General features: G+C 57.7%; 29 protein-coding genes and 1 other RNA gene. 13 read left to right on the forward strand and 17 right to left on the reverse strand.

Annotated elements, in window-relative coordinates:
* Nucleotides 1-34 precede the first annotated feature (34 nt).
* The 13 genes from ACP15L_RS01165 to ACP15L_RS01225 all read right to left on the reverse strand — a co-directional run bounded on the left by ACP15L_RS01165 (nucleotide 35) and on the right by ACP15L_RS01225 (nucleotide 12,332).
* The gene (locus tag ACP15L_RS01165; protein WP_425082822.1) at nucleotides 35-523 is read right to left on the reverse strand and encodes an OmpH family outer membrane protein; all 489 of its coding nucleotides are present in this window, start codon (nucleotides 521-523) and stop codon (nucleotides 35-37) included.
* Between the two features lie 102 nt (nucleotides 524-625).
* Nucleotides 626-2,944, reverse strand: a complete 2,319-nt coding sequence (gene bamA, locus ACP15L_RS01170; RefSeq protein ID WP_425082823.1) for an outer membrane protein assembly factor BamA — start codon at nucleotides 2,942-2,944, stop codon at nucleotides 626-628.
* A 168-nt stretch (nucleotides 2,945-3,112) separates the two neighbouring features.
* Nucleotides 3,113-3,241 carry a hypothetical protein gene (locus tag ACP15L_RS01175; RefSeq protein ID WP_419737989.1) on the reverse strand — a complete coding sequence of 43 codons (129 nt, stop codon included), beginning with the start codon at nucleotides 3,239-3,241 and terminating at the stop codon, nucleotides 3,113-3,115.
* Nucleotides 3,242-3,321: 80 nt separating this feature from the next.
* The gene (rseP, locus tag ACP15L_RS01180) at nucleotides 3,322-4,674 is read right to left on the reverse strand and encodes an RIP metalloprotease RseP (protein ID WP_425082824.1); all 1,353 of its coding nucleotides are present in this window, start codon (nucleotides 4,672-4,674) and stop codon (nucleotides 3,322-3,324) included.
* A gap of 4 nt (nucleotides 4,675-4,678) precedes the next feature.
* Entirely contained in the window at nucleotides 4,679-5,851 is a 1,173-nt protein-coding gene (dxr, locus tag ACP15L_RS01185; protein WP_425082825.1) for a 1-deoxy-D-xylulose-5-phosphate reductoisomerase, read from the reverse strand.
* Nucleotides 5,851-6,633 (reverse strand): phosphatidate cytidylyltransferase, encoded by a 783-nt coding sequence (locus ACP15L_RS01190; protein ID WP_425082826.1) that lies wholly within the window; start codon nucleotides 6,631-6,633, stop codon nucleotides 5,851-5,853. The genes dxr and ACP15L_RS01190 overlap by 1 nt, the downstream gene beginning before the upstream one ends.
* Nucleotides 6,630-7,361 carry an isoprenyl transferase gene (locus tag ACP15L_RS01195; protein WP_425082827.1) on the reverse strand — a complete coding sequence of 244 codons (732 nt, stop codon included), beginning with the start codon at nucleotides 7,359-7,361 and terminating at the stop codon, nucleotides 6,630-6,632. The genes ACP15L_RS01190 and ACP15L_RS01195 overlap by 4 nt, the downstream gene beginning before the upstream one ends.
* Before the next feature lie 10 nt (nucleotides 7,362-7,371).
* Entirely contained in the window at nucleotides 7,372-7,935 is a 564-nt protein-coding gene (gene frr, locus ACP15L_RS01200; protein ID WP_170373774.1) for a ribosome recycling factor, read from the reverse strand.
* A gap of 168 nt (nucleotides 7,936-8,103) precedes the next feature.
* The gene (acuI, locus tag ACP15L_RS01205) at nucleotides 8,104-9,099 is read right to left on the reverse strand and encodes an acryloyl-CoA reductase (RefSeq protein ID WP_425082828.1); all 996 of its coding nucleotides are present in this window, start codon (nucleotides 9,097-9,099) and stop codon (nucleotides 8,104-8,106) included.
* Nucleotides 9,100-9,200: 101 nt separating this feature from the next.
* Nucleotides 9,201-10,304, reverse strand: coding sequence for a dimethylsulfoniopropionate demethylase (locus tag ACP15L_RS01210; RefSeq protein WP_425082829.1), 1,104 nt, complete (start codon nucleotides 10,302-10,304; stop codon nucleotides 9,201-9,203).
* Nucleotides 10,305-10,832, reverse strand: coding sequence for a DinB family protein (locus ACP15L_RS01215; protein WP_425082830.1), 528 nt, complete (start codon nucleotides 10,830-10,832; stop codon nucleotides 10,305-10,307).
* On the reverse strand, nucleotides 10,832-11,536 hold the full coding sequence (locus ACP15L_RS01220; RefSeq protein ID WP_425082831.1) for a DUF1326 domain-containing protein: 705 nt from the start codon (nucleotides 11,534-11,536) through the stop codon (nucleotides 10,832-10,834). The genes ACP15L_RS01215 and ACP15L_RS01220 overlap by 1 nt, the downstream gene beginning before the upstream one ends.
* A gap of 4 nt (nucleotides 11,537-11,540) precedes the next feature.
* Nucleotides 11,541-12,332, reverse strand: coding sequence for a DUF2182 domain-containing protein (locus ACP15L_RS01225; protein ID WP_425082832.1), 792 nt, complete (start codon nucleotides 12,330-12,332; stop codon nucleotides 11,541-11,543).
* A gap of 83 nt (nucleotides 12,333-12,415) precedes the next feature.
* Between ACP15L_RS01225 and ACP15L_RS01230 the strand changes: the two genes are divergently transcribed.
* The 9 genes from ACP15L_RS01230 to ACP15L_RS01270 all read left to right on the forward strand — a co-directional run bounded on the left by ACP15L_RS01230 (nucleotide 12,416) and on the right by ACP15L_RS01270 (nucleotide 19,326).
* Nucleotides 12,416-13,147 carry a FadR/GntR family transcriptional regulator gene (locus ACP15L_RS01230; protein WP_425082833.1) on the forward strand — a complete coding sequence of 244 codons (732 nt, stop codon included), beginning with the start codon at nucleotides 12,416-12,418 and terminating at the stop codon, nucleotides 13,145-13,147.
* 127 nt (nucleotides 13,148-13,274) lie between these two features.
* Nucleotides 13,275-14,675, forward strand: a complete 1,401-nt coding sequence (locus ACP15L_RS01235) for a selenium-binding protein SBP56-related protein (protein WP_170548566.1) — start codon at nucleotides 13,275-13,277, stop codon at nucleotides 14,673-14,675.
* A 13-nt stretch (nucleotides 14,676-14,688) separates the two neighbouring features.
* Nucleotides 14,689-15,339: a hypothetical protein gene (locus ACP15L_RS01240; RefSeq protein WP_170373782.1), complete on the forward strand. Its 651-nt coding sequence runs from the start codon at nucleotides 14,689-14,691 to the stop codon at nucleotides 15,337-15,339.
* Nucleotides 15,340-15,414: 75 nt separating this feature from the next.
* Complete coding sequence (locus ACP15L_RS01245) at nucleotides 15,415-16,065, forward strand: TenA family protein (protein WP_425082834.1); 651 nt, start codon at nucleotides 15,415-15,417, stop codon at nucleotides 16,063-16,065.
* 18 nt (nucleotides 16,066-16,083) lie between these two features.
* On the forward strand, nucleotides 16,084-16,446 hold the full coding sequence (locus ACP15L_RS01250) for a DUF4345 family protein (protein ID WP_425082835.1): 363 nt from the start codon (nucleotides 16,084-16,086) through the stop codon (nucleotides 16,444-16,446).
* A gap of 25 nt (nucleotides 16,447-16,471) precedes the next feature.
* Nucleotides 16,472-16,844, forward strand: a transfer-messenger RNA (tmRNA) gene (gene ssrA, locus ACP15L_RS01255).
* 100 nt (nucleotides 16,845-16,944) lie between these two features.
* Entirely contained in the window at nucleotides 16,945-17,376 is a 432-nt protein-coding gene (locus tag ACP15L_RS01260; RefSeq protein WP_425082836.1) for an ester cyclase, read from the forward strand.
* A gap of 161 nt (nucleotides 17,377-17,537) precedes the next feature.
* Entirely contained in the window at nucleotides 17,538-18,791 is a 1,254-nt protein-coding gene (chrA, locus tag ACP15L_RS01265; RefSeq protein WP_425082837.1) for a chromate efflux transporter, read from the forward strand.
* A gap of 76 nt (nucleotides 18,792-18,867) precedes the next feature.
* Complete coding sequence (locus ACP15L_RS01270; RefSeq protein ID WP_170466831.1) at nucleotides 18,868-19,326, forward strand: SspB family protein; 459 nt, start codon at nucleotides 18,868-18,870, stop codon at nucleotides 19,324-19,326.
* Nucleotides 19,327-19,355: 29 nt separating this feature from the next.
* On the opposite strand, the gene ACP15L_RS01275 is transcribed toward ACP15L_RS01270, so the two are convergent.
* Nucleotides 19,356-19,871 carry a hypothetical protein gene (locus ACP15L_RS01275; RefSeq protein ID WP_425083199.1) on the reverse strand — a complete coding sequence of 172 codons (516 nt, stop codon included), beginning with the start codon at nucleotides 19,869-19,871 and terminating at the stop codon, nucleotides 19,356-19,358.
* Between the two features lie 241 nt (nucleotides 19,872-20,112).
* On the opposite strand from ACP15L_RS01275, the gene fumC reads away from it, so the two are divergent.
* The 4 genes from fumC to ACP15L_RS01295 are packed head-to-tail and all read left to right on the forward strand — an operon-like array spanning nucleotide 20,113 to nucleotide 22,562.
* Nucleotides 20,113-21,507 (forward strand): class II fumarate hydratase, encoded by a 1,395-nt coding sequence (gene fumC / locus ACP15L_RS01280; RefSeq protein ID WP_170548552.1) that lies wholly within the window; start codon nucleotides 20,113-20,115, stop codon nucleotides 21,505-21,507.
* The gene (locus ACP15L_RS01285; RefSeq protein WP_425082838.1) at nucleotides 21,507-21,683 is read left to right on the forward strand and encodes a DUF4169 family protein; all 177 of its coding nucleotides are present in this window, start codon (nucleotides 21,507-21,509) and stop codon (nucleotides 21,681-21,683) included. Before fumC ends, ACP15L_RS01285 begins: the two co-directional genes overlap by 1 nt.
* Nucleotides 21,680-21,919 (forward strand): ribbon-helix-helix domain-containing protein, encoded by a 240-nt coding sequence (locus ACP15L_RS01290; RefSeq protein ID WP_425082839.1) that lies wholly within the window; start codon nucleotides 21,680-21,682, stop codon nucleotides 21,917-21,919. The genes ACP15L_RS01285 and ACP15L_RS01290 overlap by 4 nt, the downstream gene beginning before the upstream one ends.
* A 40-nt stretch (nucleotides 21,920-21,959) precedes the next feature.
* The gene (locus tag ACP15L_RS01295) at nucleotides 21,960-22,562 is read left to right on the forward strand and encodes a DNA-3-methyladenine glycosylase I (protein WP_425082840.1); all 603 of its coding nucleotides are present in this window, start codon (nucleotides 21,960-21,962) and stop codon (nucleotides 22,560-22,562) included.
* Nucleotides 22,563-22,565: 3 nt separating this feature from the next.
* Here ACP15L_RS01295 and ACP15L_RS01300 read toward each other — a convergent pair whose 3' ends face one another.
* From ACP15L_RS01300 to ACP15L_RS01310, 3 genes are all read right to left on the reverse strand, one after another.
* Nucleotides 22,566-23,447 (reverse strand): fructose bisphosphate aldolase, encoded by an 882-nt coding sequence (locus tag ACP15L_RS01300; protein WP_425082841.1) that lies wholly within the window; start codon nucleotides 23,445-23,447, stop codon nucleotides 22,566-22,568.
* 73 nt (nucleotides 23,448-23,520) lie between these two features.
* Nucleotides 23,521-24,870 carry a cytochrome P450 gene (locus ACP15L_RS01305; RefSeq protein WP_425082842.1) on the reverse strand — a complete coding sequence of 450 codons (1,350 nt, stop codon included), beginning with the start codon at nucleotides 24,868-24,870 and terminating at the stop codon, nucleotides 23,521-23,523.
* Nucleotides 24,867-26,069 (reverse strand): hypothetical protein, encoded by a 1,203-nt coding sequence (locus ACP15L_RS01310; RefSeq protein WP_425082843.1) that lies wholly within the window; start codon nucleotides 26,067-26,069, stop codon nucleotides 24,867-24,869. The genes ACP15L_RS01305 and ACP15L_RS01310 overlap by 4 nt, the downstream gene beginning before the upstream one ends.
* Nucleotides 26,070-26,078 lie beyond the last annotated feature (9 nt).

Consider the following 26,078-nt stretch of genomic DNA (forward strand, 5'->3'; position numbering starts at 1 on the left):
GGTTAGCAATACCCGCCCCCGAGGGCAAGCGAACCTATTCGCCTGTGCCGTCCTGCAGGCCGGTTCCATCGCCAATTGCGGCATTGATGCGGGCAATCGCTTCATCGGTAATGTCCGAGGTGTCGGCGCTGAGGAATACATTTGCGCGTTCCAGCACCACAGCCGCTCCCGTCTCGCGCATAAGTTCGATCAGAACAGGCTGCGCCAAGGCATAAAACGTTTGGCGGCTTTCTTCGCTACGTCGGGCCAAAGCGTCCAGTTTGGCGCGCTGGCCTTCGCGATGCGATTGCACCTTTTCGTCGAAGGCCTGCGCCAGAGGGCGAAAGTCCTCGGGTGGCAATTCCGCGCGCATCTGCGTCAAGTCTTTCTCTTCGCTGCTGAGTTCGGCCACGATCCGTTCGTTTTCTTCTGCAAGCTGCGCGCTCTCAGTTTCGATCTCGAGCAGTACGCGCTTACCAAACGCAGACTCCGTGAACAAACGGTCGCTTGCGATGGTCAGAACAAGCGGGTCACGTACGCCCAATTGTTGCGACACGCCCTGAGGCGCAAGCGTGAGGCCTAGCAAAACGCAAAGGGCCCGAACTGGGCCCCAAGCTTGCCTGAGTGAATGCAACAGCATACCAAGTTAGAACCTTGCCTGAACGGTCAGGTCGAAACTCTGTTCCTTGTCGAAATCTTCTTTTTTCAGAGCTTTCGAGAAGTTGAAGCGCAGTGGGCCGAACGGTGTTTCCCACAGAACCGACACACCAAGCACGTGACGGATCGAGCCATCAGCCCCCACAATATTCGCTCCTGCTGTGTTGACGTTGCTGACATTGTAGAGGTTGCCGACGTCGTAAAACAGACCGCCCCGCAGGCCCAATTCCTCGGGCAGCCCAAGAGGAAAGTCGCTTTCGAACCGCGCCACCCAATAATAGTTGCCGCCGATTGCATCATCCTGCCCGTTGGACAAGTCTCGCGGTCCGATACCAGCCGGTTCAAACCCCCGGAACGTGCTGGGCCCCAGAATGAAACGGTCAATGGTACGGCTGAAGTCATTCCCCGACCAATGCAGCGCACCGGCTTCAAAAGTTGCCCGCAGAACGACCTCTTCGTTCCACACACGGGTCTGTGCGATACTGCGCGCAGTGGTCTTGAAGAACTTGTTGTCACCGCCCAGGCCCGCTGCGTCAAACCCGAGTTCGAACAAAACACCGGCGTTTGGATTCAGACCACCCAGTCGGCTATCATACACATAAGTTAGGCCAAGGGTGCTGCTGACCCGCTCACCTTGAGCAATTTCCGAGCTGATGACCGCGCCGTTCGGCTGATCGCCTTGCTGGGTCATTTCAGATCGTTCCCAACCGTAGCGCACACGCAGGGCCGACAAATCGCCAATCGAGTAGGTTAGCTGCGGGGTAAAGAACGCGCGGTCGGTATCATAGCTTGCAAAGCTGGAATTTGTTGCCGCAATGCCCAAACCAAGATCAAAACGCAGTTTACGGCCCAAAAGGTAAGGCTCGGTAAAACTCAGCGAATATTGCTCTGAGTCCTGGGCAGTTGAGATGAGTACCCCAATATTCTGGCCCCGGCCAAGAAAGTTCGATTCATTCAAGCCAATCGCAATACCGAAACCATCCGAGGCAGAATAGCTACCACCAAGGCTCAGCGAGCCGGTTGGTTGTTCCTCGACATCGACATCCAGGATCACCTGGCTGGGCGAGGATCCTTCGCGCGGCTCGACCTCTGCATTTGCAAAGAAGCCTAGTGCGTTGATCCGCTCAGCCGCTTGACGGATTTCACGTGGGTTGAACGGGTCGCCTTCCACGGTGTCGAACTGACGACGGATCACCCGGTCCAGCGTTGTTGTGTTGCCCTCGATATCAATGCGTTCCACGAAAATCCGCGGCCCACGGCTGAGGACGAATTCCACATCCAGAGTCAGATCACGCGGGTTGCGTGTGACGCGCGGTTCGACCCGCAGGAAATCCACTCCCTGCTTCACACCCAGCCGTTCCTGACGCGCAATCGAGTTCTCGATCAGGGTCGGCGAATAGGTCACGCCGGGCCTGATCTTGAGCGCGTCTTGATAGATCGCAGGGTCTACACCCGGGATCTCACTGACCGTTGTGATTTTCCCGAAAGAGAACCTCTGGCCTTCGGTGATGTTCATGACGAGGAAGAAAGCATCCCGCTCGCGGGTGAATTCCACATTGGCACTGTTCACACGGAAATCGACAAACCCGCGCGACAAGTAGAAATCCCGAATAACCTGCTTGTCGAATTCGATCCGGTCTCCGATGAATGTATCGTTGCGGAAGAACGTCCGCAGGAAGGTCGCCTGTTTGGTCTCAAGCACGCGACGCAAACGGCGGTCCGAGAAGGCACGGTTGCCGACGAAGCTGACGCGTTCAACCTCAATCGTGGTGCCTTCTGCGACTTCAAACACTAGATCGACGCGGTTGTCGTTTCGGCGGATGACGCGCGGGATCACAGTTGCCGATACCCGGCCTTGGGCGGAATAGACTTCGGCAATCAGATCGGCGTCCGCCTCGGCCGCCTGCGGAGTGAAAACACGGCGCGGCTCGGACGAGATCACATCCAGCAAAAGGTCATCTTTGACGCGGCGATTCCCTTCAATGCTGATCTGGTTGATCGTCGGGTATTCCTGCACCTCGATCACCAGAGTCGTGCCACGAGGTGTCAATTCGACTGTTTCAAAAACACCACTGTCAAGCACACGCTGATACGCATCATTCAACTGACCGGCCGAAACCGTCTGCCCGGGTTCGATTCCCGTCCGTTGGATGATTGTACCTGTCTCAATGCGCCGGTTGCCCTCAACCTCGAAGGAGTTGATGGTGAAGTTTTGCGCCTGTGCTGCATGCGGCAAAGCCAGTAAACCCATTGCCGCAGTAAGAAAAAGAAATGATCGTGTGCGCCACAAAATCTTGTTTGTTGTCATCTGCCCTCCGCAGGATATACCCGCGCCTCGCCCGTCAGCCATTTTTTCTCTACCCAAAAATTTAGGACTTAATGCTGAGTAACGAGATTGAATGCGCTTGTCAAAACTCCAAAACTATCGGGGCGACGATAGGTCACCTGACACGCATTATAATAGGGTTTTGGGGAATCAGAGACCGGCGAGATACGCGCCGCCGGCAAGCGCCAGCGCCGTCAGACCAAAGCACAAAAGCACATCCCAGTTCAGAACAAACAGGACGCTGACACTCTGATAGGATTTTTGAATAGCTTTGGTCATGGCCGCCTCATTTTCAGCGGCTAATTTTTACCCCTGAAATGAGGCAGCAATGCGGCGCGATTGCGCCGCTTGCGCCACAATCAGCAGAACAGATCGTTACTGACCGAGAAAACCATGAGGCTGAGAACCACCGCAATCCCGAGGGTCATCAAAATCCGCAGGGCCTTGTCGCTGGGCGGTTTGCCCGAGACCGCCTCATAGGCGTAGAACACAAGGTGCCCTCCGTCCAATGCCGGGATCGGGAAAAGGTTCAAAAGACCCACGGCCGTTGACAGTACCGCGATAAAGAAGATGAAGTTCTGCGCACCCTGGCTGGCCATGGCGCCCGAGGTCTCGGCAATTCCGATCGGACCCGAAATGTTACATGTGCTAATCGCGCCGGTAATCATGTGCCACATGCCGGACAGAGAACCTTCGATGATGCGACCGGTCTGGCCCACCCCGCCAACCAGCGAATCCCAAAGCCCCGCAGGCTCGGTCGCGGGTTGCAGCATCATGCCGCCGACGATCCCGATCCGCCAATGGGTGACAAAACCGCCATCTGGCTTCGGTTCATCAGTCCGACGCGGAGCAAGCGCGAATTCAAGCTCGGCCCCGTCACGCCAGACGTTCAACAACAACACCCGACCGTCCGAGCCTTCGACATGTTCTTTCAACTGCTCGAAGGCAAAGATCGGATCTCCATCAACCGAGGTGATGACATCGCCCCCTTCCAGCTGGATATCAAACGCCGCACTGCGCGGCGCGACCTGCTGGATCAGTGGTGGGAACAGCCAAGGGGCCGAGACGTCCAGCGTTTCGCCGTCGCGCAGGACCGTATAGTCCAGCACCGGCTCGACCGGCAGCGCGTCGGTGAAATCGCTCCACGCGCCTTCTTCATCGAAATCAGGGACTTCAATCCCGGCAATGGCCAGAATCTCATCGCCCTCCCGCAGACCCTGCTCTGTTCCCGGCAGCGGCTTCAGTTCTCCAACCGTCAGCGGCTCACGCGTGACACCCTGAGACCAGAAGATCAGGCCAAAAACCAGAATGGACATGACGAAGTTGAACACCGGCCCCGCCGCCACAGTGGCGGTTCGCGCCCACAGGGGTGCTCCGTGCATGGTGTGGCGCAGATATTCCGGCTGCTGCTGCGCGATGTCATCCATCGCGTCTTCATCCCTGCCCGAGGCTGCATTGGCATCACCAAGGAATTTCACATAGCCGCCGAAGGGCAACAGCGCGATCTGCCACCGCGTGCCGCGTTTATCCACGCGGCTCCACAGAACTGGGCCGAACCCAATCGAGAACACCTCGGCATGAATGCCGGACCAGCGACCAACGATGTAGTGCCCGTATTCGTGAACCGCGACGATCACGGACAGGGCAATCACAAAGGCCACAATCGTCCAGAGCAAATTTCCGAACTGAGGGATCAGCGAAAGTACGTCCAAAACTCTATCCTGCTCGTTTGATCACGGCTTCATCCGCCCACTGCCGTGCGAGATGGTCCGTTTGCTGTACGTTATCAAGGGTCAAAGGGGCGTTAATAAGGCCATCCTCGGCATCAAACCGGTCCAGAACGCGTGAGACGACAACTGCCATGGTCGTGAAACCGATTTGGCCTGCGATGAAGTGATCCAGCGCGCGTTCTTTCGCGGCGTTGAAGACCGCCCCCGAAAGGCCGCCGCGCGCCATCACGTCTCGAGCCAGTTTCAGCGCGGGATAGCGGTTTAGGTCGGGATGGGAAAAGCGCAACTGGCTGAGCTGCGCCAGATCCAGCCTCTCAACCGGCAGATCGCGCCGTTCGGGCCAGTGCAAAGCATAGCCGATTGCATGCCGCATGTCCGGCGGGCCCAGGTGCGCCATTAGAGCCCCATCCCGAAACCCGACCATCGCATGGACAATGGATTCGGGATGCACCAAAACCTCGATTTGGCCCGGGTCGACGCCAAAGAACTCTCGGGTTTCAATGACTTCAAGCGCTTTATTGAACATGGATGCGCTATCAATCGTGATCCGCTGCCCCATGTCCCAGTTCGGATGGCTTGAGGCCTGCGTAACGGTGGCGGACGCCAAGTCCTCGAGCGGCCAATCCCGGAACGCTCCGCCGCTTGCGGTGATGATAACGCGTTCGACCGCGTCCATGTCCTCACCGACCAATGCCTGAAACACCGCCGAATGCTCACTGTCGACAGGCAGTACACGCGCATCGTTCTCGCGGGCCGTCTGCAAAACAAGCGCGCCCGCACAGACGAGGGTCTCTTTATTGGCAAGCGCCAGTGTTGCGCCCTGTTTTAACGCCTCAATTCCGGGGGCCAGACCGGCGGCGCCAACGATCGCGGAAAGCACCCAGTCCACGGGGCGCCCGGCGGCCTCAATGATCGCGTTCTGACCCGCTGCCACCTCGATCCCGCTGCCCTGCAACGCATCGCGAAGGTCCTGCAATCGGTCCTCAAACGCAGTGACAGCGAGCTGCGCGCCAAGCCGTTGGGCATCCTCGGCCAGTTGCCGGATATTCGCGCCACCAGTCAGGGCGACCACGTTATAGGCTTTGATATCACGTGCAATGAGGTCAATCGCATTCTGACCAATGGATCCGGTCGCCCCAAGGATCGAGACTTTGCGCATCACATCTCTCCGGGTGCGTAAACCAGCCCTGCGATCAGCACAAACAACGCCGCACCCATCATGCCATCAAACCGGTCGAGAAACCCGCCATGCCCCGGTATTAGGTTCGAGCTGTCCTTGACGCCGAATTTCCGTTTGACCGCGCTTTCAACGATATCGCCCGCCTGGCTGGCCATGGACGCCAAAACCGAGACCAGAACGAACAACACCCCAAACCCGCCATGCATTGCGAAACCCACGCCAATCAGGCCCGCCGCAACCCAGCCACCTGCTGTGCCCGACCATGTCTTCTTTGGGCTGACCTTGGGCCAGAATTTCGGGCCACCAATGGCCTTGCCCACGAAATACCCGGCAACATCGGTGGCCACGACGACCGCGATCAGCCAGACCATCCAGCCGAAGCCCATGTTTTCACGAATTGAAATGAAGCCCAGACCAGCGCCCGCAATCCACAAGGCAAACAGAAAGTACAACCCGCGCGAACGGGTGACCTGCCCCGCCCCGACCAGCGCCGGAGCAACCAGAAACGGTAGCTTGTAGAGCGGCGGCACGTGATAGCTGATGATCACCGCAACCCCGGTCAGAATACCGAGTTGCAAGGCCATGCCACTGCGCTGCGGTTCAATCATCCGCACGAGTTCCCAGGTCATCAAACCGCAGGCAACCGCGATGAAGCTTTCAAACCACAAGCCGCCCAGCCAGACCTCAACTGCACCGATTGCGACCAAAACGACTGCGGACAGAATCCGTGCGGTCAGATCAGACCATCGGCCTTCGCTCATGCCAGAACCGCTCCGAAACGCCGCTCGCGCGAGCCGTAGTTGCGGCACAGACGCTCCAACTCGGCCGCAGTGAAATCCGGCCAGAGCGTGTCGATAAATTCGTATTCGGAATAGGCCGACTGCCACAGGAGAAAGTTCGAGATCCGCGCCTCTCCGCTGGTGCGAATGACAAGATCGGGATCGGGAAGAACCCGCGTATCCAGATACTTGGGCAGGGTTTCTTCATCCACGTCTTCAGGCTTCAGCCGCCCTTCGGCCACATCCCGTGCAAGACGTTTTGTGGCCCGCGCGACCTCATCTCGGCCGCCATAGTTCAACGCAACGGTCAAATGAACCAAATCGTTGCCTTTCGTCGCCTCTTCCAGCGAATCCATCAGATCGATCAGCTTGGCGTCCAAGCGGACCCGGTCGCCGATAAAGCGCACGCGAATGCCGTTCTGGGCCAGGGTGCGGGTTTCCTTGATGATGTAGCGCCGAAACAGGCTCATGAGGCCAGCAACTTCGACCTGAGTCCGCTTCCAGTTTTCCGTCGAAAACGCAAAAACGGTTAGGTATTTGATGCCCAACCCCGGACAGGCCTCGACCACCTCGCGTACGCGCCGCGCACCTGCGTGGTGACCAAAAAGCCGAGGCCGGCCACGCGCCTGCGCCCACCGACCATTGCCATCCATGATAATTGCGACATGCTTTGGGCCAGCCTGCACGTCCGTATGGGGATCTTTGGGCATCAGTACCGGCTCAGACCTGCATGATTTCCGACTGCTTGGTCTCAAGCGCGGCATCAACAGCTTTGATCATCGTGTCGGTCAGATCCTGAACTTCGCTCTCCCAGAACTTCTGGTCATCCTCGGACATTCCGTCCGATTTCGCTTTCTTGATCTGATCCATACCGTCCCGGCGCACGTTGCGGATCGAAACCCGCGCGCTTTCGGCATATTGCCCGGCAACTTTGCCCAACTCGCGGCGGCGCTCTTCGTTCAGCTCCGGGATCGGCAGCATGATGATGGTGCCGTTCAGCTGCGGGTTGATGCCGAGCCCGCTTTCACGGATCGCCTTTTCAACCTTGCCCACAAGGCCCTTGTCCCAGACATTCACCGTCACCATCCGAGGTTCAGGCACGTTGACCGTGCCAACCTGGTTGATCGGCGTCATCGAGCCATAGGCATCCACCATCACTGGCTCCAGCATCGAGGCCGAGGCCCGCCCGGTGCGCAGAGAGGCAAATTCAGTTTTGAGATTGGACATCGCGCCGTCCATGCGGCGTTTCAGATCGTCGGTGTCCAGTTCGAAGTCGTCAGACATGCTGCTCACTCCCCGTCTTCAAGTGCTGTTTGGATGGGTCTTAAGCCATCGCATTTGGGATGTATAGCAATCATGAGCATGAATTGTGGCAATGACCAGAACTGTTTCGGTCCTTTTGCCGCCCAGAAGGTTAAGCCAGGGCAGTTCTGCCCCGGCTATTTTCTTGGATCAGGCGTTTACGTCGACGACAACGCGGCCCTTGACCTGACCTTTCAGAATATCCGCACCCAGTTGCGGCAAATCGGACAGAGCTGCCGGATGCACCATGGCCTCCAGCGTGTCCATCGGCAGGTCGGTCGCGATGCGCTGCCAAGCCCGCAGGCGGTTGTCATAAGGCTGCATCACGCTATCGATCCCCAGAAGGTTCACACCGCGCAGTAGGAAGGGAATCACTGTTGCAGGCAACCCCGCACCGCCAGCAAGTCCAACCGCAGCGACCGAGCAACCGTATTTCATCTGACCCAAAACGCGCGCCAGCATGTCACCGCCAACGGCATCGACACAGCCCGCCCAAGTTTCGCTTTCCAGCGGGCGCTTCGTGGTCTCGTTCAGCTCTTCACGCGGCACGATGGTCGTGGCACCAAGCGACTTCAGATAGTCGCCTGTCTCGGGGCGTCCGGTCACAGCCGCGACCTCATAGCCCAGCTTGCCCAGAATAGCCGTCGCCACCGAACCAACGCCGCCTGCAGCACCAGTCACCAGCACAGGCCCACGATCCGGCGTCAACCCGTGATCCTCCAGCGCCATCACCGCCAACATGGCCGTAAACCCGGCTGTTCCAACGGCCATCGCCTGCCGCGCGTCCAGACCATCCGGCAAGGGCACCAACCAATCGGCCCGAGCGTTGGCCTTCTGCGAATACCCACCCCAATGGGCCTCACCAACACGCCAGCCGGTCAGAACCACCTTGTCACCGGGCTTGTAGCGGTCGTCCGAGGACGCCTCGACCGTTCCGGCATAGTCGATACCGGGAATGTGCGGGTAGTTCCGCACCAGGCCGCCGCCCTTGGCGGACAGGCACAGTCCGTCCTTGTAGTTCACTGTCGAATACTCAACAGCAACCGTCACCTCTCCGTCAGGCAGATCCTCCAACGAGAGCTGCTTGACCGAGGGGCTTGCCAGACCGCTTTCTTCATCTTTCTCCATAACCAACGCATTGAACATATTGCTATCCTTTCATTTTTGGCGGCCAGCCCAATCCTTCACCTGGCCCAAAATATCCCGGGGGAGTCGCGCAGCGACGGGGGCAGAGCCCCCTGCCTCCGCTAGATCCAAAACTGCCCCTGCACCGTCGCGCCTCGCATACCGTCAGGCGTTTCAACTTCGACCTTGGTTCCGGCGTCCCAATGGCTCAATTTGACCATACCTATCGAAACATTGGTCGAAAAATCCGGAGACCAGGCAGAAGACGTCACCTGACCCACCTGCTTTCCGTCCGCAAAGACAGGCCATGGCTGGACACAAGGCGGCACTGCATCTCCGTCAATTGCAATCGGTCTGATCTGCTGCACCGGGCCCTCCTTTGCCACACGCAACAACGCATCCCGACCCACACAGCCAATGGCGGTATGTGTATTGCAGAACTTGCCCAGCCCACATTCATGCGGTGTGTTGTCGTCGGTCATGTCATTGCCGTAGGACAGTAACCCACCTTCGATCCGCTCGATCAGATTGGGACATCCGGCCCGTACGTTCAGGTCTTCACCAGCCGCGAACAGAGCGTTCCACAGAGGCATACCGATGTCGCTGCCCTCGACATAAATCTCGAACCCGCCCTGTTTCGAGTAGCCCGAGCGGGCAACTGCAAGGTCGCGCCCTTCGAATTCGAACATGTCGAACTTGAAGAAACGAATATCGCGCACACGGTCTCCGAAAACGCGCGCCATCAGCTCATCTGCTTTTGGCCCCTGAACGCCCAAGGGCGACACATCCGGCTCATCAACCAGCACATCCAGACGATATCCGTTGGCCAACCCTTTGACCCATAGCAACAAATCGCTGTCGGCGATGGAAATCCACCAGCGGTCCTCCGACAGCTTAACGGCCACGGGATCGTTCAACATCCCGCCGGTTTCGTCCACAATCGGCACATAGAAACACTGCCCGGGAAGCATGCCGCGCAGGTCGCGCGGTGTCAGCATCTGCATCAGACGGGCAGCATCCGGCCCGCGCAGTTCAACCTGACGTTCGCAGGAGACGTCCCAGACCTGAACGTTCTTCTTCAGGTGATGGTAGTCGGCCTCGACACTTTCAAAAACCGTCGGCAACAACATCCGGTTGTAAACCGTGTAGCCTTTGACACCAGCGGCTTCGACGCCTTCGGAAAACGGCGTGCGACGCAGGCGACGAGACAGGGATATTTGCGGCATTCAGCCCTCCTTTGGCATGAAGCAAAGATCGCTGACCGGGGCCTCGGAACCGGCTTCGGTCAGCATTTTGTGGAGTTGTCCACGATGATGGGTTTGATGGTTGAAGAAATGCATCACGCATTGCGCGTAAGGCAAAGTAACATCAGCCTCTTTTGCGGCTGAGTACCATGTGAAAGGACCCGACAGGACCTCATCGCCAAGCGTATCCGACCAGCCCGAGATCCGGTCATCCATAGCCACGCGCAGAACCAGCCAGCTGTCGAGATCGGGGCAGAGATGCACGCTTTCGTGAATGCCGCCTCCGGGTCGGTGGATATCGCTTTCTGGTCCCGGCCCTTTGTCAAAGCGCGACATCCAGATCCAGTCGCCCCACAGCAAGTGGTTCGCCGTACCCATAATTGAGCCGAAAAACGCGCCGCGTTCCTGCATCAGTTCTTCGGGCGAGAGCGCTTGAAGAAACTCGGCCAACTGGCTGTTTTGCCAGTGGTTATAGCGCGCCATTTCTCGGGCATAGGCTCCTGTGATCATCACTTAGGTCCATGCCAGACGATCGGGCAAATCTCGGCGGATTTACCACCGAAATCCCAAACGCGCCCGTAATCGCGCACTTTCGATTTGTTTCCGCGTGCCACGATGATGTCCGGCCCCATCCAGTATTTGGAGTTCGACACCATCACCGGATGCTCGGGGTCTTTTCCGCCCAGCATCTCGATCTCACCTTGGATTTTACGACCGATCGCGATCCTGCGCTTGTTGCCGTCCCGCTCGATCTGGACCGGAGCACGCTCGGCCCCGATGATCTCACTCACCAGCATGGTGAACAGGCCAGTGGTGCCGCCGGCCTGACCGCTGAAAATCTGCAGCAGCCCGTTATAGGCTTTACCGCTGGCGCGTTCATCGACATAGGCGGCGACTTTCCACTGCCCCTCGCCCATTCGGCCCGGAATATCGACCAGAAGACCAACATTCAGGCCCGACAGATCTTCACCCTCGTAGTGCCCTTCGTCGATGATCACGCCCATCCAGGCGTGGCAGTGCCCCTCGGTCGGAGGGTGCGCGCCCAGTGAGACCACACAGGGGCAGAACACGTCGCATGAGCAGTTCAGGATCAGCTCGCCCTTGATGGACCAGTCCGTCGGGCTCATCTCACGCCGTTTGGGGTTGGGCATACGGCTGTCGATCCGCTGACTAATCGGAAGCCGGTCGGCCTCGGGTTTTCTGTTTTTCGCCATCAGCTTATCCTCCGTGAGCAAAGGGATAGATCAGCAGCGCAATACCGCCTGCGATCAGTATGAACCCCATGGGTCGGGTCACAGCATGCCCGATCTGGGGGAGTTTTTCCAAAACCATGAAGAGGGTTGCCAGACCCATCCACAAAAGGCTCATGACGCCACCAACAAAGCCAAGCGCCATAAAGCCCCAGCAGCAACCGACGCAGAACGCGCCGAGGCCAAGCCCCATTCTCACACCGCCCGCAAAGCCGGTTTTCCAATGGCTTAAAAAATACGTCATTGGGGCGTGACAGACACCGTGGCAAACCTCTTTGGCGCGAGTGAACTGGAAGGCGCCGACCACGATCAGCAGCCCTCCGGCCACCCAATGGGACTTGGCGATGCCCAGCATATCGACAAACCCACCGAACAGCAGGGCGAGTTGCACACCCGCAATGAACGCCGCAAATCCCACCCAGACGATAAAATACCCGGCCAGAACGCCCAGCCATCCGGCGCGCGTGCCATTGGCGCTGCGGATCAGGTCGTCATAGCTGCGGAGCGTCGGCACCAGCGTTGGCAGCATCATTGCAGCCATCATGATCGCCCACATCCAGAACAAAGGTCCGAACTCCGCCATGGGCATATACATATCCATGCGCGGATCCATCGCCGCCATGGCCTGTCCCATTGCCCCCGGTCGACCAATCCAGTCGAGGTCCATGTCTCGGCTCATCGAGAACATGACCCACCACGCCCACAGGATCACAGCATAGAACGCCAGCCACATTCCGCTGCGGAATAATGCGCGACTCATGTGATCCTCCGACTCAACTCTCTTGCTTTTCAAATGTCAGACTTTTAAATGTCAGACAAATAAAATTTTCAGACTGGCCACAAATGAAGATAGACCCCGCCAATCCCGCAGACCTCTCTGCCCAGATCGCACAGGCCATTCGGAACGCGATTGTGTCCGGCGAATTGATCGTGGATGAGCGCCTGCCCTCTGAATCTGAACTTGCTGATCAGTTCCAAGTTTCGCGGCCCACGGTACGCGAGGCCCTGAAGCGCTTGGCTGCTCAGTCCCTGATCCGCACCCAACGCGGTGCAACCGGCGGGGCTTTTGTGAACCGGATCAGCTTTGAGGACGCCTATTCGCAGCAAATCACCACCTCGACCCTGCTTCTGTCGATGAACGCCGTCAGTTTCGACACAGCGTGCGAGGCGCGATATGCTTTGGAGCGCGCCTGCGCGGCTTTGTCGGCCCAACGTCGCACCGCGGATCAACTGGCTACAATGCGGGCCGAGATATTCCGTCAGGCTCAACCCGGTCTGACGGATGAGGCCTTCTGCGCCTCAGACGTCGCCTTTCACCGTGCGCTGGTCGATGGCGCGGACAATCCAGTGCTGTCCTATCAACTGGCGGGTGCGGTCGAGGCCATGCAGCCTCTGATGAACATGATCACCTTCACCGCACGCTCGCGCGAAGAAATTATCGCGCTGCACACCAAGATCGCCGACGCGCTTGAGGCGAGCGATGCCCCATCGGTGGACGCGACGCTGATTGAACTTGAAACCTATACGCGCCAACTGGCCCGAGACGTGGCCGAGCGCAAACGTAAAACCGCCTGAAACTCAGGCTCGAAATCTGACGCAGACCAACAGGCAGAAAGGAAGCACGAGCAGGCAGGATGTCACCCGGCGTTAAGACCGGAACTCTCAGAACGAATTGAAGATCAATGACTTACGGGAGGATACTATGAACACAAGACCGGACCCAACCTTTTATCCATCTGCCAAGCTGGCGATGGAGGGCCCCACTGAGACGCTTGCTTTTACGCTGATGCTCAGCCCGGATTTTTCGCAACCTGACGGGCTGGCGGTTGTAAATGTCGATCCAACTTCTGACGATTATGGAAAAATCGTCCATCAGGTCATCATGCCGGAAAAAGGCGATGAGTTTCACCACTTTGGCTGGAATGCTTGCTCTTCCGCGCTGTCACCGCTGACGGGCCACGCGTTTTTGGAGCGGCGCTATCTGATCATTCCGGGCATCCGCTCCAGCCGGATCTATGTGATCGACGTGAAGAACCCGCTTGAGGCCAAGATCCACAAGATCATCGAACCCGAAGAGGTCTTTGCAAAGACCGGATATTCTCGCCCTCACACCATCCATTGCGGGCCCGAGGGCATCTATGTCAGCACCCTGGGCGGCGGCGGAGAGGACGGGACCGACGGCCCTCCGGGTATCTTTATCATGGATTGTGAAAGCTTCGAGATCATCGGACGGTATGAGATCGAACGCGGCGTGCAAGACAAGCACTATGATTTCTGGTGGAACCTGCCGCGTGACTACATGGTAAGTTCCGAATGGGGCCTGCCGCCACAGTTCGAGAACGGAATCGTGGCGGAGGACCTGCTGTCGAACAAATACGGTCATAGCATCCATTTCTGGAACCTGCGCAGCCGTACCAATATCCAGACCATCGATCTGGGGGAAAACCACCAGATGGCGTTAGAGATCCGGCCTGCTCATGATCCGGTCAAGCAGTATGGGTTCTGCGGCGTTGTTGTGGACACAACGAACCTGCAAGGCGCGATCTTCACATGGTGGCGAAACGATGACGGCACGTTTGAGGCCAAGAAGACCATCACAATTGACCCGCAACCGGCTGACCCGGATGACCTGCCAGACTTGCTGAAAGGCTTCTCGGCCGTTCCGCCGCTGGTGACGGATATCGATCTGAGCCTCGACGACAAGTACCTCTATGTCGCCTGCTGGGGCACCGGTGAGATGCACCAATATGACGTCTCGGACCCGATGAACCCGACACTGGCAGGCAAGGTCGAGATCGGTGGGATCGTCAAAAAGACCAAACATCCGAACGGTCAGGACTTTGGCTATGGCCCGCAGATGGTTGAAATCAGCCGCGACGGGAAACGGGTCTACTGGACCAACTCGCTCTATTCTACATGGGACGACCAATTCTATCCGGGCGAACGCGGTGCAGCCATGGTAAAGGCGGATGTCGGCGAGAACGGCGGCCTGACCCTGGACCCCAAGTTCTGGGTCGAATTCCCAGAGGGCTATCGCAGCCACCAGATCCGGCTGGAGGGCGGGGACTGTTCGACCGACAGTTTCTGCTACCCTTCGGTCTGAGTTGGAATTTCTGATGACATCAACGGCTGGCCTCTGGCTGGCCGTTGTTCTCAGCGGTGCCTATCACGGGCTGAATCCCGGTATGGGCTGGCCGCTTGCTGTCTCTTCCGCCTTAATGGAGCAACGCCAATCCGCCCTCTGGCGCGCGTTGGCGGCCCTTGCGGGCGGTCATTTCCTGGCGATGCTGGGTGTCTTGTTGCCGTTTGCGATGATGGCCGTGTTGATCGACTACCAACGCGAAATCCGCATCGGGGCCGCGCTGATCGTGATTGCGATGGGGCTGTATATTGCTGTCACCCGCAACCACCCCCGGTTTTTATCGCGCGTGCCGCCCAGTAAACTCGCGCTGTGGTCCTTTCTGGTCGCGCTCGCCCATGGCGCGGCGTTGATGCTTGTTCCGATCTATCTGGGTCTGTGCAATTTGGATGAGCTGGACGCCGGGCATCAAGCCATCTCTCAGATCATGACAACAAACACCCTGCTGGTTCTGGCCGTGGCCGCGCTGCACACAGCCGCAATGATCCTAGGAGGCGGTCTTCTGGCCTATGGCGTCTATCGCTGGCTTGGGCTTCAATTCCTCTCACGCACCTGGTTCAACCTTGAACTCATCTGGGCACTCAGCTTGATTTTGGTCGGCGTGTTGGGGCTTTGGTCCGCAATCTAGTCGCCGCACGATCACCTTGCACATGTTTTGAAAAACCGCTTTGTCCTGCTTTGAAAGAAGTTAGGAGTTTTCGAAGTGTCCCAGAACACGCGTCCCACGGAATTGCTGCGCCAAGGTAAGGCAGCCGACTGGCAGGCCGCTACCACCCATGCCTTCACGCGCGAGCTGTCAGAAGGCACCCTGCCCGAGGACAAGATGCGCTGGTATCTGCAACAGGACTATCAGTTCGTCGATGGCTTCGTCCGCCTGCTGGCCAGCGCCATTGCACACGCGCCCACCCTGGCCGACAGCGTTCCCGCCGCGCAGTTTCTTGCGGTGATTACTGGGCCTGAAAATACCTACTTCCTGCGCTCGCTCGAAGCGCTGGGCACCCAACCCAGCACCGACCCTGCCCCCGCTACCAAAGCCTTTCAGGACCTGATGGCCGAGGCCGCAGCCTCGGGCCGGTATGAGAACATGCTGGCGGTTCTGGTTGTCGCCGAATGGGTCTATCTCAGCTGGGCCAGCGCGGAAAATCCGCCGAAACCCGACCTACCCTTCTGGTTCGCGGAATGGATCACGCTACATGCCGGAAAAGGTTTTGAGGGCGTGGTCGAGTATCTGCGCGGGCAGCTCGACAAGACCTGGCCCACCTTGACGCCAGAGGCGCAAGCCGAAGTAACACGGCTGTTCCACCGGGCGGTCGAGCTGGAGAAAGACTTCTTTGACGCCGCCTACGCGGTGTAACCGGACAAAGGCACAATCATGGTACATATCCTCAACGTCATCGCGGCTCTGCTGACCATCGGCTTTGGCCTGTTCGGCTTTCTCGCACCTTTGCACACCGCGACGGCGCTGGATCTGGCCCCGACGAACAGCAACATGGGTCTGAGCGAGATGCGCGCCTCGGTCGGAGGGTTGTTCGTTGTCACGGGCATCGCCGTGATCTGGCTAAACCACCCAATGGCATACGCCATGCTGGGCGTAGCCTATGCCGGGGCGGCTTTGGGGCGGTTCGTGTCGGTGCTGCTGGACAATCCACCACTTGCTAAGGCCATGATTTTCGGGGGAATTGAGCTGGTCTTGGCCGTCTGGCTGATCGCCGCAAACCTGAACCGCACCCTGTGATTTACAGTGCCCTGAGGGCATTTCCGGGTTTGCATCCCGAAATCTCCTCACCTATATAAGGTCTGTCCTTCGGGACTATGGACATAAACGCGCTCGTAATAAGCGGATCGGACCCGGGGGCGGTACCCGGCGGCTCCACCATATACCTTCTGGGGGCATCCTTCGTTTGAGGATCACTTTCAGGATCGGGGGGCCGAAATAGGATCGACGAACGTCTAAAGGGGTTAGCTTTGTCTCGGCTGTCTGCCACCGTTATCGGCGAAACTAGTACAATTGCAAACGACAATCGTGCTCCGGTTGCAGTTGCTGCGTAAGCAGTAACAAGACCGAAACTTAAGCCCTTGCGCCTAGCCGCGTAAGGCGGGGTTCGCAGGTACCTGGCAACAGAAACCTGCATTTCCCCCACCTTATGTCTGCATTTATTTTTATTTCGGCTCAGATTCAGAGTTTTTTCATCCCTTTTGTCCAGAGTCCTCTCAGACAGACAGGAGGGCCGGGATGACCCACTCAGATATCTTGAAAGCTTGGTATGCCGAAGTTTGGGAACAAGGGAATACCGATGTGATTGATCAATATTTTGCACCGGAAACCATGGCTGAGGGGCTAATCCCTGAAATGCAGGTTGGGGCCGATGATTTTCGCGATCTGGTGATGGCCTTCCGGCATATTCTGGGTGAAATCTCGGTGGAGCTGCCAAAGATCATCGAAAACGGGGATTGGGTGTCCGCCATTCTACATGTCAAAACCTTCCGCGCTGACAATGATGCCCCGCTGGAGGTGACCGGCCAGGTCATGGCCCGCTTCAAAGGCAAAAAGATGGTCGAGGCCTACAACCAGTTCGATTTCATATCGTTCTTTGAACAGCTTGGGCAATTTCCGCAGGATACCCTTCCCGTCTGCATGACCGGTCAGCGACTGGATTGGTGCTGAACACCCAAGCCGCCTTGACCCCCAAGTTTCAGACGCGATAGCTAAGGCCATACGTGCTGCGCGCATTCAGCGCGCGGACGTTATTGCAGGGAAATGGGTCATGCTTCGTGATCGACAAAGCCAGCTGTCCGAGCGCATTTTGACCGTCGGGCTGGCGTGACATGGCGCCTTCAGTACGCGACCTTGTTCTGGTCTTCGGCAGAATTGGTCTTTTGTCCTTCGGCGGCCCTGCAGCGCAGATATCCTTGATGCATCAGGAGTTGGTAGACCGTCGCGCTTGGTTGTCTGAGGAAACTTATTTGCGCGCCTTGTCTCTATGCATGTTGCTGCCGGGGCCAGAGGCGATGCAGCTGGCCACTTATGCGGGTTGGCGTCTTCGGGGCGTGACCGGAGGGTTGATTGCTGGCACCCTGTTTGTTCTACCGGGGGCAATAGTCATCTCTGCGCTGGTTCTGCTCTATGCGAGCTTCGGCACCCTGCCCCTTGTGCAAGCCGGTTTTCTGGGGATCAAGGCCACGGTCATCGTGATCGTCCTTCAAGCGCTTCTGAAGTTGTCACGAAAGGCATTAACCGACACGGAACACCGCCTCATCGCGGGGATCGGGTTCCTGGGTATCTTCCTGTTCAACCTGCCCTTTCCACTGATCATTCTGGCCGCCGCGCTATGGGGCTATGTGTCTTTCAAAGGACCCGTTGCGCGGCAAGACACCTCCTCACGCGCAAGTTTTTCCGGCACTCTACGCACGGTTGCCATTTGGGTGCCGCTCTGGCTCGGACCATTGGTCCTCCTGTCCCTGTCCGGTCATCAATTGCTCAGCGACTTGGGATGGTTCTTCGCCCGTCTGGCCGTGGTGACCTTTGGCGGGGCCTACGCTGTTTTGGCCTACATGACACAGACAGTGGTCGATCAATATCAATGGATCAGCACCGGCCAGATGATCGACGCGCTGGGCCTTGCGGAAACCACCCCCGGGCCGTTGATTCTGGTCACGCAATTCGTCGCGATGCTGACCGGACAAATCAACGGAGGGGTCTCGCTTGCCTTCGCCGCAGGTGCGGTTGCGCTATGGGCGACGTTCGTTCCGTGTTTCCTTTGGATCTTTCTGGCCGCTCCGTACTTGGACAAACTGGCGACCCGCCCTCGGCTCTCTGCCGCTTTGCATGGCATAACGGCAGCCGTCGTAGGTGTGATTCTCAACCTTTCCGTGTGGTTCGCCTTGAACGTTCTATTCGGTGCGCTCACGCAATACAGTTGGGGGCCTGTCTCGATACCTCTGCCTGGGTGGGACTCGCTAAACCTCACTGCGGTTGCGCTCACTATCGCCGCTGGGGTATTGATTTTTCGGGCAAAATTAGGGATGGCAACGGTTCTGGCACTGATGTCCGTCACTGGCATCGCTATCCAGCTATTATGATCAATCCGGCGATACCCGCCCTTTCGTTTCCAGCTAAAACGCCTATGCTGGAAGTAACCACTTTCGAGGATGACACATGTCGCAAGACATCGACTATGGAAACCTGATGCACACCGCCATGCGCGGGCTGATCAAAACCGTTCTGACCGGTGTCTCTGAAACCGGGCTACCAGGCGCGCACCATTTCTTCATCACGTTCGATACAAGAGAAGACGGCGTCGACATCGCAGACTGGCTGCGTGACCGCTATCCCGAAGAGATGACGATCGTGATGCAACATTGGTTCGAAAACCTTGAGGTCGGCGAAAACGGCTTTGCGATTACGTTGAACTTCGGCGATGCGCCGGAACCGCTCTACATCCCTTACACGGCCATCAAAACGTTCGTGGATCCGTCCGTCGAATTCGGCCTGCGCTTTGAAGGACCCGAGGATGACGACGCGGAAGAGGAGTTCGTAGAAGAGACAATCGAGGTTGAAGAACCCGAGGTTCATCACGACGCCGACGTCGTCTCATTGGACAGCTTCCGCAAGTAGTCCATCAAACCCCGTGCTCTTCGCGGGGTTTATTGTTTTTGCAAAAAGGTCTCGACCGCGCGGGATTTGTCTCCGTTGATGAAGCGCGAGAACGACAGATTCAGCCCGCCCTCGGCCAGGGTTCGATCATATTGCTGCAACTCGTAGCCGCCCTGCGCATCAATAAACAGGGAAAACACGGTCATCGTGTCCCCTTCAATCCGGCCCCAGACAAAGGGTTCACCTTTCATTGGGTCCAGAGGCACCTCATGGCCGAACACATTCCGTTGCATGGCTGCCGAAAACACATCGGGCCGGTCCGAGGGCACAAAGTCGACCGAGAATTTCTGTTGCTTGACCCGCCCGTCCAGCTTGTAGGTCGTTGTGGTCCAGCTGACATTGAACCCGTGGCGGGTCTCATGGATCGAAACGCTCATATCCCGAGGCGTTGCAGTTCCATCTACGTCGACAACATTGGCGGATCCGGTGTAGTCCCCGACGAAGGGCGTGATACTGGATGCGTTTGCCAGCGTGCCCAGCAGGACCAGCCCCATGGCCAACAGCATGGTTTTCAACGGGATCATCCGAGCTGAGATTGGCATTTCATCCTCCACGATGGCCACACATATATTGTAGCTCAGCGGCAGGCGCGCACAATGGGGCTTGCGCGCGCGATTGGAACAATTTCACCCGCCTTGCGCCTATACCTTGGGTTTTGTTGAGTTTAAGCTGCGCGCAACTGGCCAATTGCGTTGCGGCGCTGCCTTGGCTAAACGGCATACAACTGCATACCAGACGGAGTACCCGATGTCTCAGACCCGCACCGAATCCGACAGCTTTGGCCCGCTCGAGGTTCCCGCTGACAAGTACTGGGGGGCGCAGACGCAGCGCTCGATTATGAACTTCCCCATCGGTTGGGAGAAGCAGCCCGTGGCCATCGTGCGCGCTCTGGGCGTGATCAAAAAAGCCTGCGCGATGGAGAACAAAGCGACCGGCAAGCTGGACGCCAAGATCGCCGACGCGATCATTCAAGCCGCCGGTGAGGTGATTGAGGGCAAGTTCGACGACAACTTCCCTCTGGTCGTTTGGCAGACCGGCTCGGGCACGCAGTCCAACATGAACTCGAACGAAGTGATCGCAAACCGGGCGATTGAGATTCTGGGCGGCGTCATCGGCTCGAAAGACCCGGTTCACCCCAATGATCATTGTAACATGGGCCAATCGTCGAACGACACTTTCCCCACCGCCATGCATATCGCAACTGCGGTCAGCGTGCGCGACGTGCTGCTACCAGGCCTGACCAAATTTGCCGAAACGCTTGAGAAGAAGGCCGCTGAATTCGCGGGCATAATCAAGATCGGCCGTACTCATACGCAGGATGCGACTCCGCTGACGCTGGAGCAGGAATTCGGAGCCTACGCCCATCAGATCCGTCAGGGCATTACCCGCGTTGAGGCTGCAATGCCCGGTATCTATGAGCTGGCGCAGGGTGGCACTGCCGTTGGCACCGGGTTGAACACCCATGGTGGATGGGACGAAGCCGTCGCCGCCAACATGGCTGAGATCACCGGCCTGCCCTTTGTAACCGCTCCGAACAAATTTGAAGCCCTGGCCGCGCATGACGCCATGGTCTTCTTGTCCGGTGCATTGGCGACCATCGCCGGGTCTTGCTACAAGATCGCCAACGATATTCGCCTGCTAGGCTCAGGCCCTCGCTCGGGTCTGGGAGAGCTGATTCTACCGGAAAACGAGCCGGGGTCTTCCATTATGCCTGGTAAAGTGAACCCGACACAGGCCGAAGCCCTCACACAGGTGGCCGCCCATGTCATGGGCAATGATGCTGCGATAAAGTTTGCGGGCTCTCAGGGTCATTTCCAGCTGAATGTCTATAACCCTATGATGTCCTACAATCTTCTGCAGTCGATCCAACTGCTGGGCGATGCCACCGACAGCTTTACCGAACGGATGCTGTCGGGCATTCAGGCCAACGAACCGCGCATCGACAAGCTGATGAAGGAATCTCTGATGCTGGTGACCGCTCTGGCCCCCACCATTGGCTATGACAACGCCACCACAGTTGCCAAAACGGCGCATAAGAACGGAACGACCCTCAAGGAAGAGGCCATCGCGCTAGGCTTTGTCGATGAAGAGACCTTTGACGCCGTCGTGCGCCCCGAACAGATGATCGGCCCGAAAGACTGATGGGTAAGCCGGTCAATCTGAACCGGTATCGGAAAGAGAAAGCGCGGGCCGAGAAAAAGGCGCGCGCGGATCAGAATGCGGTCGCCTTCGGGCGCAGCAAGGCCGAAAAACAGGTCGTGCAGCTGCAAAAAGACAAGCAGAACCGCGATCTGGACAATCACGAGTTGGATGAATGAGCGGCCCTCCGGTCAAACGCTCTCTGACCCTTAAGGGGCATCGGACGTCGGTCTCGCTTGAGGATGAGTTCTGGCGTGCGTTTCGCGACATCGCCGAAGAAAAACAACAACCCATCAACGCTTTGGCGGCAGATATCGATGTTGCACGCGACCCTGAAACAGGGCTGGCGTCGGCCATTCGTGTTTTCATTCTGAACTGGTACCGCGACAAGCCTCGACGCTTGTCAGAGCCTTAGCTTTGAGTGTAGCCTGAGTGAGAACAAAATAGGTACACCCATGAGCAAAACCGTTTTGGGTCCAGATGGCCGCGCCCGATGCGCATGGTGTCAAGCGGCGCCTGAGTTCTTCGACTATCATGACTCGGAATGGGGTTACCCAGTGTCCGATGATCGACGACTGTTCGAAAAACTGTGTCTTGAGAGTTTTCAGTCCGGCCTCAGCTGGCGCACGATCCTGAACAAGCGCGAGAATTTTCGCCGCGCCTTTTGCGATTTTGATTTCAACAAGATGGCCGATTTTTCTGAGGTAGAAATCGAACGCCTTTTGCAAGATGCAGGTATCATCCGCCATCGCGGAAAGATCGAAGCTGTGATCAACAACGCCCGTCGTGCGCAGGAGTTGGTGGCGCAGGAAGGTTCCCTCGCGGCCTACGTCTGGCGGTATGAACCGACCTCACCGCCAGAGCCACAGACAGCCAGCACCTCAGCCGAGTCAGTGGCGATGTCGAAGGACCTGAAAAAGAGGGGCTGGAAATTTGTCGGCCCCACCACCGTTTTTGCCTTCATGCAGGCTATGGGGCTGATCAATGATCACGCGATAGGCTGCGTCAGCCGTGAAAAAGCGGCGCAGATGCGCCGCGATTTTGTCAAACCGGTTTAGGCGTTAGGCCGACGCTTTGAAAATCTTGTCGATATTGCTGCCGAGGGCGGCGTTGAATTCCGCATCCGATTGCTGTTTCGAAAGCCCCTCGGTCAGTGCGCGCGAGAAGGACGCGATCATCTTGCCGTTTTGCCCCAGCAGATCACAGGCCTGCTCGGTCGAGTAACCACCTGACAGGGCCACTACGCGCAGAACACGCGGGTGATCGGCCACTTCGTCATAGAGGTTCGCAGAGGTTGGGATGGTCAGCTTCAGCATGACCTCCTGCCCTTCGGCCAGTTGGTCGAGGTTTTTCAGGATTTCGGCTTTCAGGATGTCCTCGGCTTCGGCCTTGGTTTCCGAGTTGATGTTCACCTCAGGCTCGACAATCGGCACCATGCCTGCGTCGGTCACAACGCGCGCCACGTCGAATTGCTGGGCAACAACAGCGGCGATGCCTTCGGCGTTGGCCTCATGAATGACCGAGCGTTCTTTGGTGCCAAACACGCCTTCCGCTTGGGCCAGTGTCTCAGCCAGCCCCGGGATCGGCTTCATCATCTGCACACCGTTTGCAGTGTCCTCCAGCCCCTTGTCGATTTTCAGGAACGGAACGATCCCTTTGACGGACCACAGGTAATCGGCCACCTTGCGACCTTCGATCTCTTCGCCAAGGGTGCGTTCGAACAGGATCGCGCCGATCACTTTGTCCTTTGTGAAGTCATCCGCCAGGATGATCCGCGCGCGCATGTTCTGGATTTCGCCGAACATCTCTACTTCCGAGGCGTATTGCGCGGCATCCACGCCGTAGAGCGCCAGAGCTTTCGGGGTTGATCCGCCGCTTTGATCCAGTGCTGCAATAAAGCCTGCTCCGTCTGACATCTGCGCGCGCTGTTCTGCTTTGGACATAGTATTTTCCCGTTCAAGACTGATTCCGATTTCCTTCATCGCATACAGCACAGTTCTGGGTGATGGTAGTTTGTTAGCGCTCAACCACGCGCAACCATATGCCATCCCGAGATCTGACCGTCAGATGAGCCACCGGAACGGGCGTTTTTTCCGGGATTGTTTCGAATCTGAAATGGCGCAGCAGTGTGGACAGTATCAAAGGCCCTTCGACCATCGCAAACCCGGCCCCGGGACAGACGCGAGGGCCTGTCGAGAAAGGAATATAGGCTTCGCGCTGACAGGTTTTGCCGTTTTCCGTGCCCCAACGATTGGGATCGAAACCATCCGGATTGTCCCACAGCCGCTCCTGCCTATGCAGATGCCACGGGCTGATTACGATCTGTGAGTCTTTTGGAATGTCTCTGTTGCGAAACTTCTCAGGGCAGCTAGCCTGCCGGACCATCATCGGCACAGGCGGATAGAGCCTGAGGGCCTCACGGAACACGTCGCGGCTGAGTTTCAGCTTGGACATCACCGCGAAAGAACGATCGTCAAGTGCTTCAGCTTCCTTCGCTAGTCTCTCCTGCCACTCGGGGTAAAGCGCCATCAGGTAGAGCGTCCACGCCAAAGCCGAGGCGCTGGTTTCGTGTCCGGCCAGAAAGAAAATCGCAACCTGATCGACCATCTCCTCCGGCTCAAAACACTTGCCGGTTTCCAGGTCAGGTGTCGTCATGATCTTGGTTGCCAGATCATCGGGCGCGCGATGCGCAGCAATCGCCGCAGCCCGATCTTTCGTCAGTTTGGCAATCAGGGAGCGAATCTCTTGCGCGGTCTTACGAGTCTTTCGCGAATGAAATCGGGGCAACCAGCGCGGGAGCGGCACAAAAGCGGCCAGGTTCAACAAGGGCTGCTCGCGCTGATACGTTCGGAACCTGTCAAATACCTGTGCGGCGATGTCGTGTTCGATAGGCACGGAAAACAGAGTTCGGAAAATCACGTCAGCGGCGGCATGGCTAGTGACCTGTTCGCACTCGACTTGCGTTCCCACCAAAGGTCGCAGCCGATCCACACAAGCATCCGCAGCCGCGCGCATGGCAGGGAACGTATCCTTCAGCCGTCCGCCCTCAAAAGCAGGGTCAATGATACGACGCTGGCGTTTCCACACCGCGCCATTGGTCAGAAACACGGACTCCCCCAGCAATGGCCGCAGCCCTTCACTGATACGATGGGATTTCGGAAAATCATCCGGGCGTTTCTTGAGGACCTCATCCACCAAATCCGGTTGATTGATCATGTAGGACCGGAAAAACGGCGTGCGAAACTCGGCCATCCACGCGCGGTAGAGCCGCTGAGGTTGCGCTGACAGCAGGTCCTGTCGGAACAATTTCAGATAGCGCCAGAGAGAGACACGATCCGGGCGAGACTGCGGCTTGGGCGGCTTCATCGGCTCGTATCCGTGTATTTGGAAACCGGCGTCTCGATCCGGCTGTTCGACGGCGCGCGGTCTTTGAACCGTTCTGCCAATGTCAGAGGTCCCGCAGTGATGCGAAAATAATCATAGGTTCCCGGTCGGTCAAAGGCGCAGAGGTATTGAAAATGCAGCCGGAAGAACCTCCACCGCAGGGCTTTCCATCGCTCGGGCGACAGCGTCTGTGTAAACGCGGCGGAGAGGACCAAAGGCCATTTCTTGTCGGGACCCGCGACACCGCTGACGGCGACCGGATCACATAGGGCGAAAGAACAGCCATCACCGGGCGCTGAAACATCCACCCATGTCAAATTGGTTTGCGTAGACAGGAACTGAAGGTCCGACCTGAGTTTCTGCGCCTTGGGCAGGAACGAGACCATCGGCACCACTTGCCCAAGCGTCAAAAACGACAATGCAGTCCGGCTCGAGCCTACCTCCTGTCTGCGCAGAACATCCCCCAGAACAGAAACGCCAAGATGCGCGCCCGAGCTATGGCCGATGACCAGAACCTCATCAACATCCGCTTTTAGCGTGGCCTCTATCAAATCCGCGAACTCATCCAGGCGGTGCTGCAGTTTGCCCGGAATCTCCCCCTGAAATTGCGCGGAATATGCGTAGTCATGCATCAGGTAGTAGGCGAAAAGCCGATTGTCGATTTTGCGGAACCAGCGCAGCAAGCCATAGGCCAAAGTCAAACCCGGTAGTAGTCCCCACCATCCAACCAGAGTAACCGCAACTATCACGACGAAAACAGCGGCGAGAAGTTGCAGCAGCAGCATCCCCACCGGATAAAGCGCTGCAATCACCGGGCCCTTCCTGAGTTGCCGCAGCCTCCTCAATGTTCCTGTTGAGATATAGGTCCACGCCGTCTTACCAAGCTGCCCGTAGGTCGCCAGAATTGAGCCCGACATGCTGTCCTGCACGATATCGGACCAGACCAGAACCTCGATATCCGTTTGAACCTCAACCCCGTCCTGAACGGATGAAACATGCCAGCCAAATGGGCCATCGCCCGTCCTTGGCGCAAGCGCGACCTGATATCCCGAAATCTCAGCCTGCGCTTGCGACTCGGTCCGGTACAGCTCGCGATAGCGCCGCGCGGGGATCGGGTCGTAGCCGGGAATGTAGAACACATGCCGCCTGCGCAGCTGTGGCTGATTTGTCTGACTGCTCATGGCCTTACC

Source organism: Ruegeria profundi (assembly GCF_049800715.1).
Classification (GTDB): domain Bacteria; phylum Pseudomonadota; class Alphaproteobacteria; order Rhodobacterales; family Rhodobacteraceae; genus Ruegeria; species Ruegeria profundi_A.

Coding starts and splice junctions, on each gene's coding strand:
- ACP15L_RS01240 (WP_170373782.1), top strand. CDS start 14,689: ATGACATCAACGGCTGGCCTCTGGCTGGCCGTTGTTCTCAGCGGTGCC.
- ACP15L_RS01285 (WP_425082838.1), top strand. CDS start 21,507: ATGGGTAAGCCGGTCAATCTGAACCGGTATCGGAAAGAGAAAGCGCGG.
- ACP15L_RS01235 (WP_170548566.1), top strand. CDS start 13,275: ATGAACACAAGACCGGACCCAACCTTTTATCCATCTGCCAAGCTGGCG.
- ACP15L_RS01250 (WP_425082835.1), top strand. CDS start 16,084: ATGGTACATATCCTCAACGTCATCGCGGCTCTGCTGACCATCGGCTTT.
- ACP15L_RS01220 (WP_425082831.1), bottom strand. CDS start 11,536: ATGGCGAAAAACAGAAAACCCGAGGCCGACCGGCTTCCGATTAGTCAG.
- ACP15L_RS01290 (WP_425082839.1), top strand. CDS start 21,680: ATGAGCGGCCCTCCGGTCAAACGCTCTCTGACCCTTAAGGGGCATCGG.
- bamA (WP_425082823.1), bottom strand. CDS start 2,944: ATGACAACAAACAAGATTTTGTGGCGCACACGATCATTTCTTTTTCTT.
- ACP15L_RS01175 (WP_419737989.1), bottom strand. CDS start 3,241: ATGACCAAAGCTATTCAAAAATCCTATCAGAGTGTCAGCGTCCTGTTT.
- ACP15L_RS01295 (WP_425082840.1), top strand. CDS start 21,960: ATGAGCAAAACCGTTTTGGGTCCAGATGGCCGCGCCCGATGCGCATGG.
- ACP15L_RS01305 (WP_425082842.1), bottom strand. CDS start 24,870: ATGAAGCCGCCCAAGCCGCAGTCTCGCCCGGATCGTGTCTCTCTCTGG.
- frr (WP_170373774.1), bottom strand. CDS start 7,935: ATGTCTGACGACTTCGAACTGGACACCGACGATCTGAAACGCCGCATG.
- chrA (WP_425082837.1), top strand. CDS start 17,538: ATGGCGCCTTCAGTACGCGACCTTGTTCTGGTCTTCGGCAGAATTGGT.
- acuI (WP_425082828.1), bottom strand. CDS start 9,099: ATGTTCAATGCGTTGGTTATGGAGAAAGATGAAGAAAGCGGTCTGGCA.
- ACP15L_RS01270 (WP_170466831.1), top strand. CDS start 18,868: ATGTCGCAAGACATCGACTATGGAAACCTGATGCACACCGCCATGCGC.
- ACP15L_RS01260 (WP_425082836.1), top strand. CDS start 16,945: ATGACCCACTCAGATATCTTGAAAGCTTGGTATGCCGAAGTTTGGGAA.
- ACP15L_RS01300 (WP_425082841.1), bottom strand. CDS start 23,447: ATGTCCAAAGCAGAACAGCGCGCGCAGATGTCAGACGGAGCAGGCTTT.
- ACP15L_RS01210 (WP_425082829.1), bottom strand. CDS start 10,304: ATGCCGCAAATATCCCTGTCTCGTCGCCTGCGTCGCACGCCGTTTTCC.
- ACP15L_RS01195 (WP_425082827.1), bottom strand. CDS start 7,361: ATGCCCAAAGATCCCCATACGGACGTGCAGGCTGGCCCAAAGCATGTC.
- fumC (WP_170548552.1), top strand. CDS start 20,113: ATGTCTCAGACCCGCACCGAATCCGACAGCTTTGGCCCGCTCGAGGTT.
- ACP15L_RS01230 (WP_425082833.1), top strand. CDS start 12,416: ATGAAGATAGACCCCGCCAATCCCGCAGACCTCTCTGCCCAGATCGCA.
- dxr (WP_425082825.1), bottom strand. CDS start 5,851: ATGCGCAAAGTCTCGATCCTTGGGGCGACCGGATCCATTGGTCAGAAT.
- ACP15L_RS01190 (WP_425082826.1), bottom strand. CDS start 6,633: ATGAGCGAAGGCCGATGGTCTGATCTGACCGCACGGATTCTGTCCGCA.
- ACP15L_RS01225 (WP_425082832.1), bottom strand. CDS start 12,332: ATGAGTCGCGCATTATTCCGCAGCGGAATGTGGCTGGCGTTCTATGCT.
- ACP15L_RS01310 (WP_425082843.1), bottom strand. CDS start 26,069: ATGAGCAGTCAGACAAATCAGCCACAGCTGCGCAGGCGGCATGTGTTC.
- ACP15L_RS01275 (WP_425083199.1), bottom strand. CDS start 19,871: ATGCTGTTGGCCATGGGGCTGGTCCTGCTGGGCACGCTGGCAAACGCA.
- ACP15L_RS01215 (WP_425082830.1), bottom strand. CDS start 10,832: ATGATCACAGGAGCCTATGCCCGAGAAATGGCGCGCTATAACCACTGG.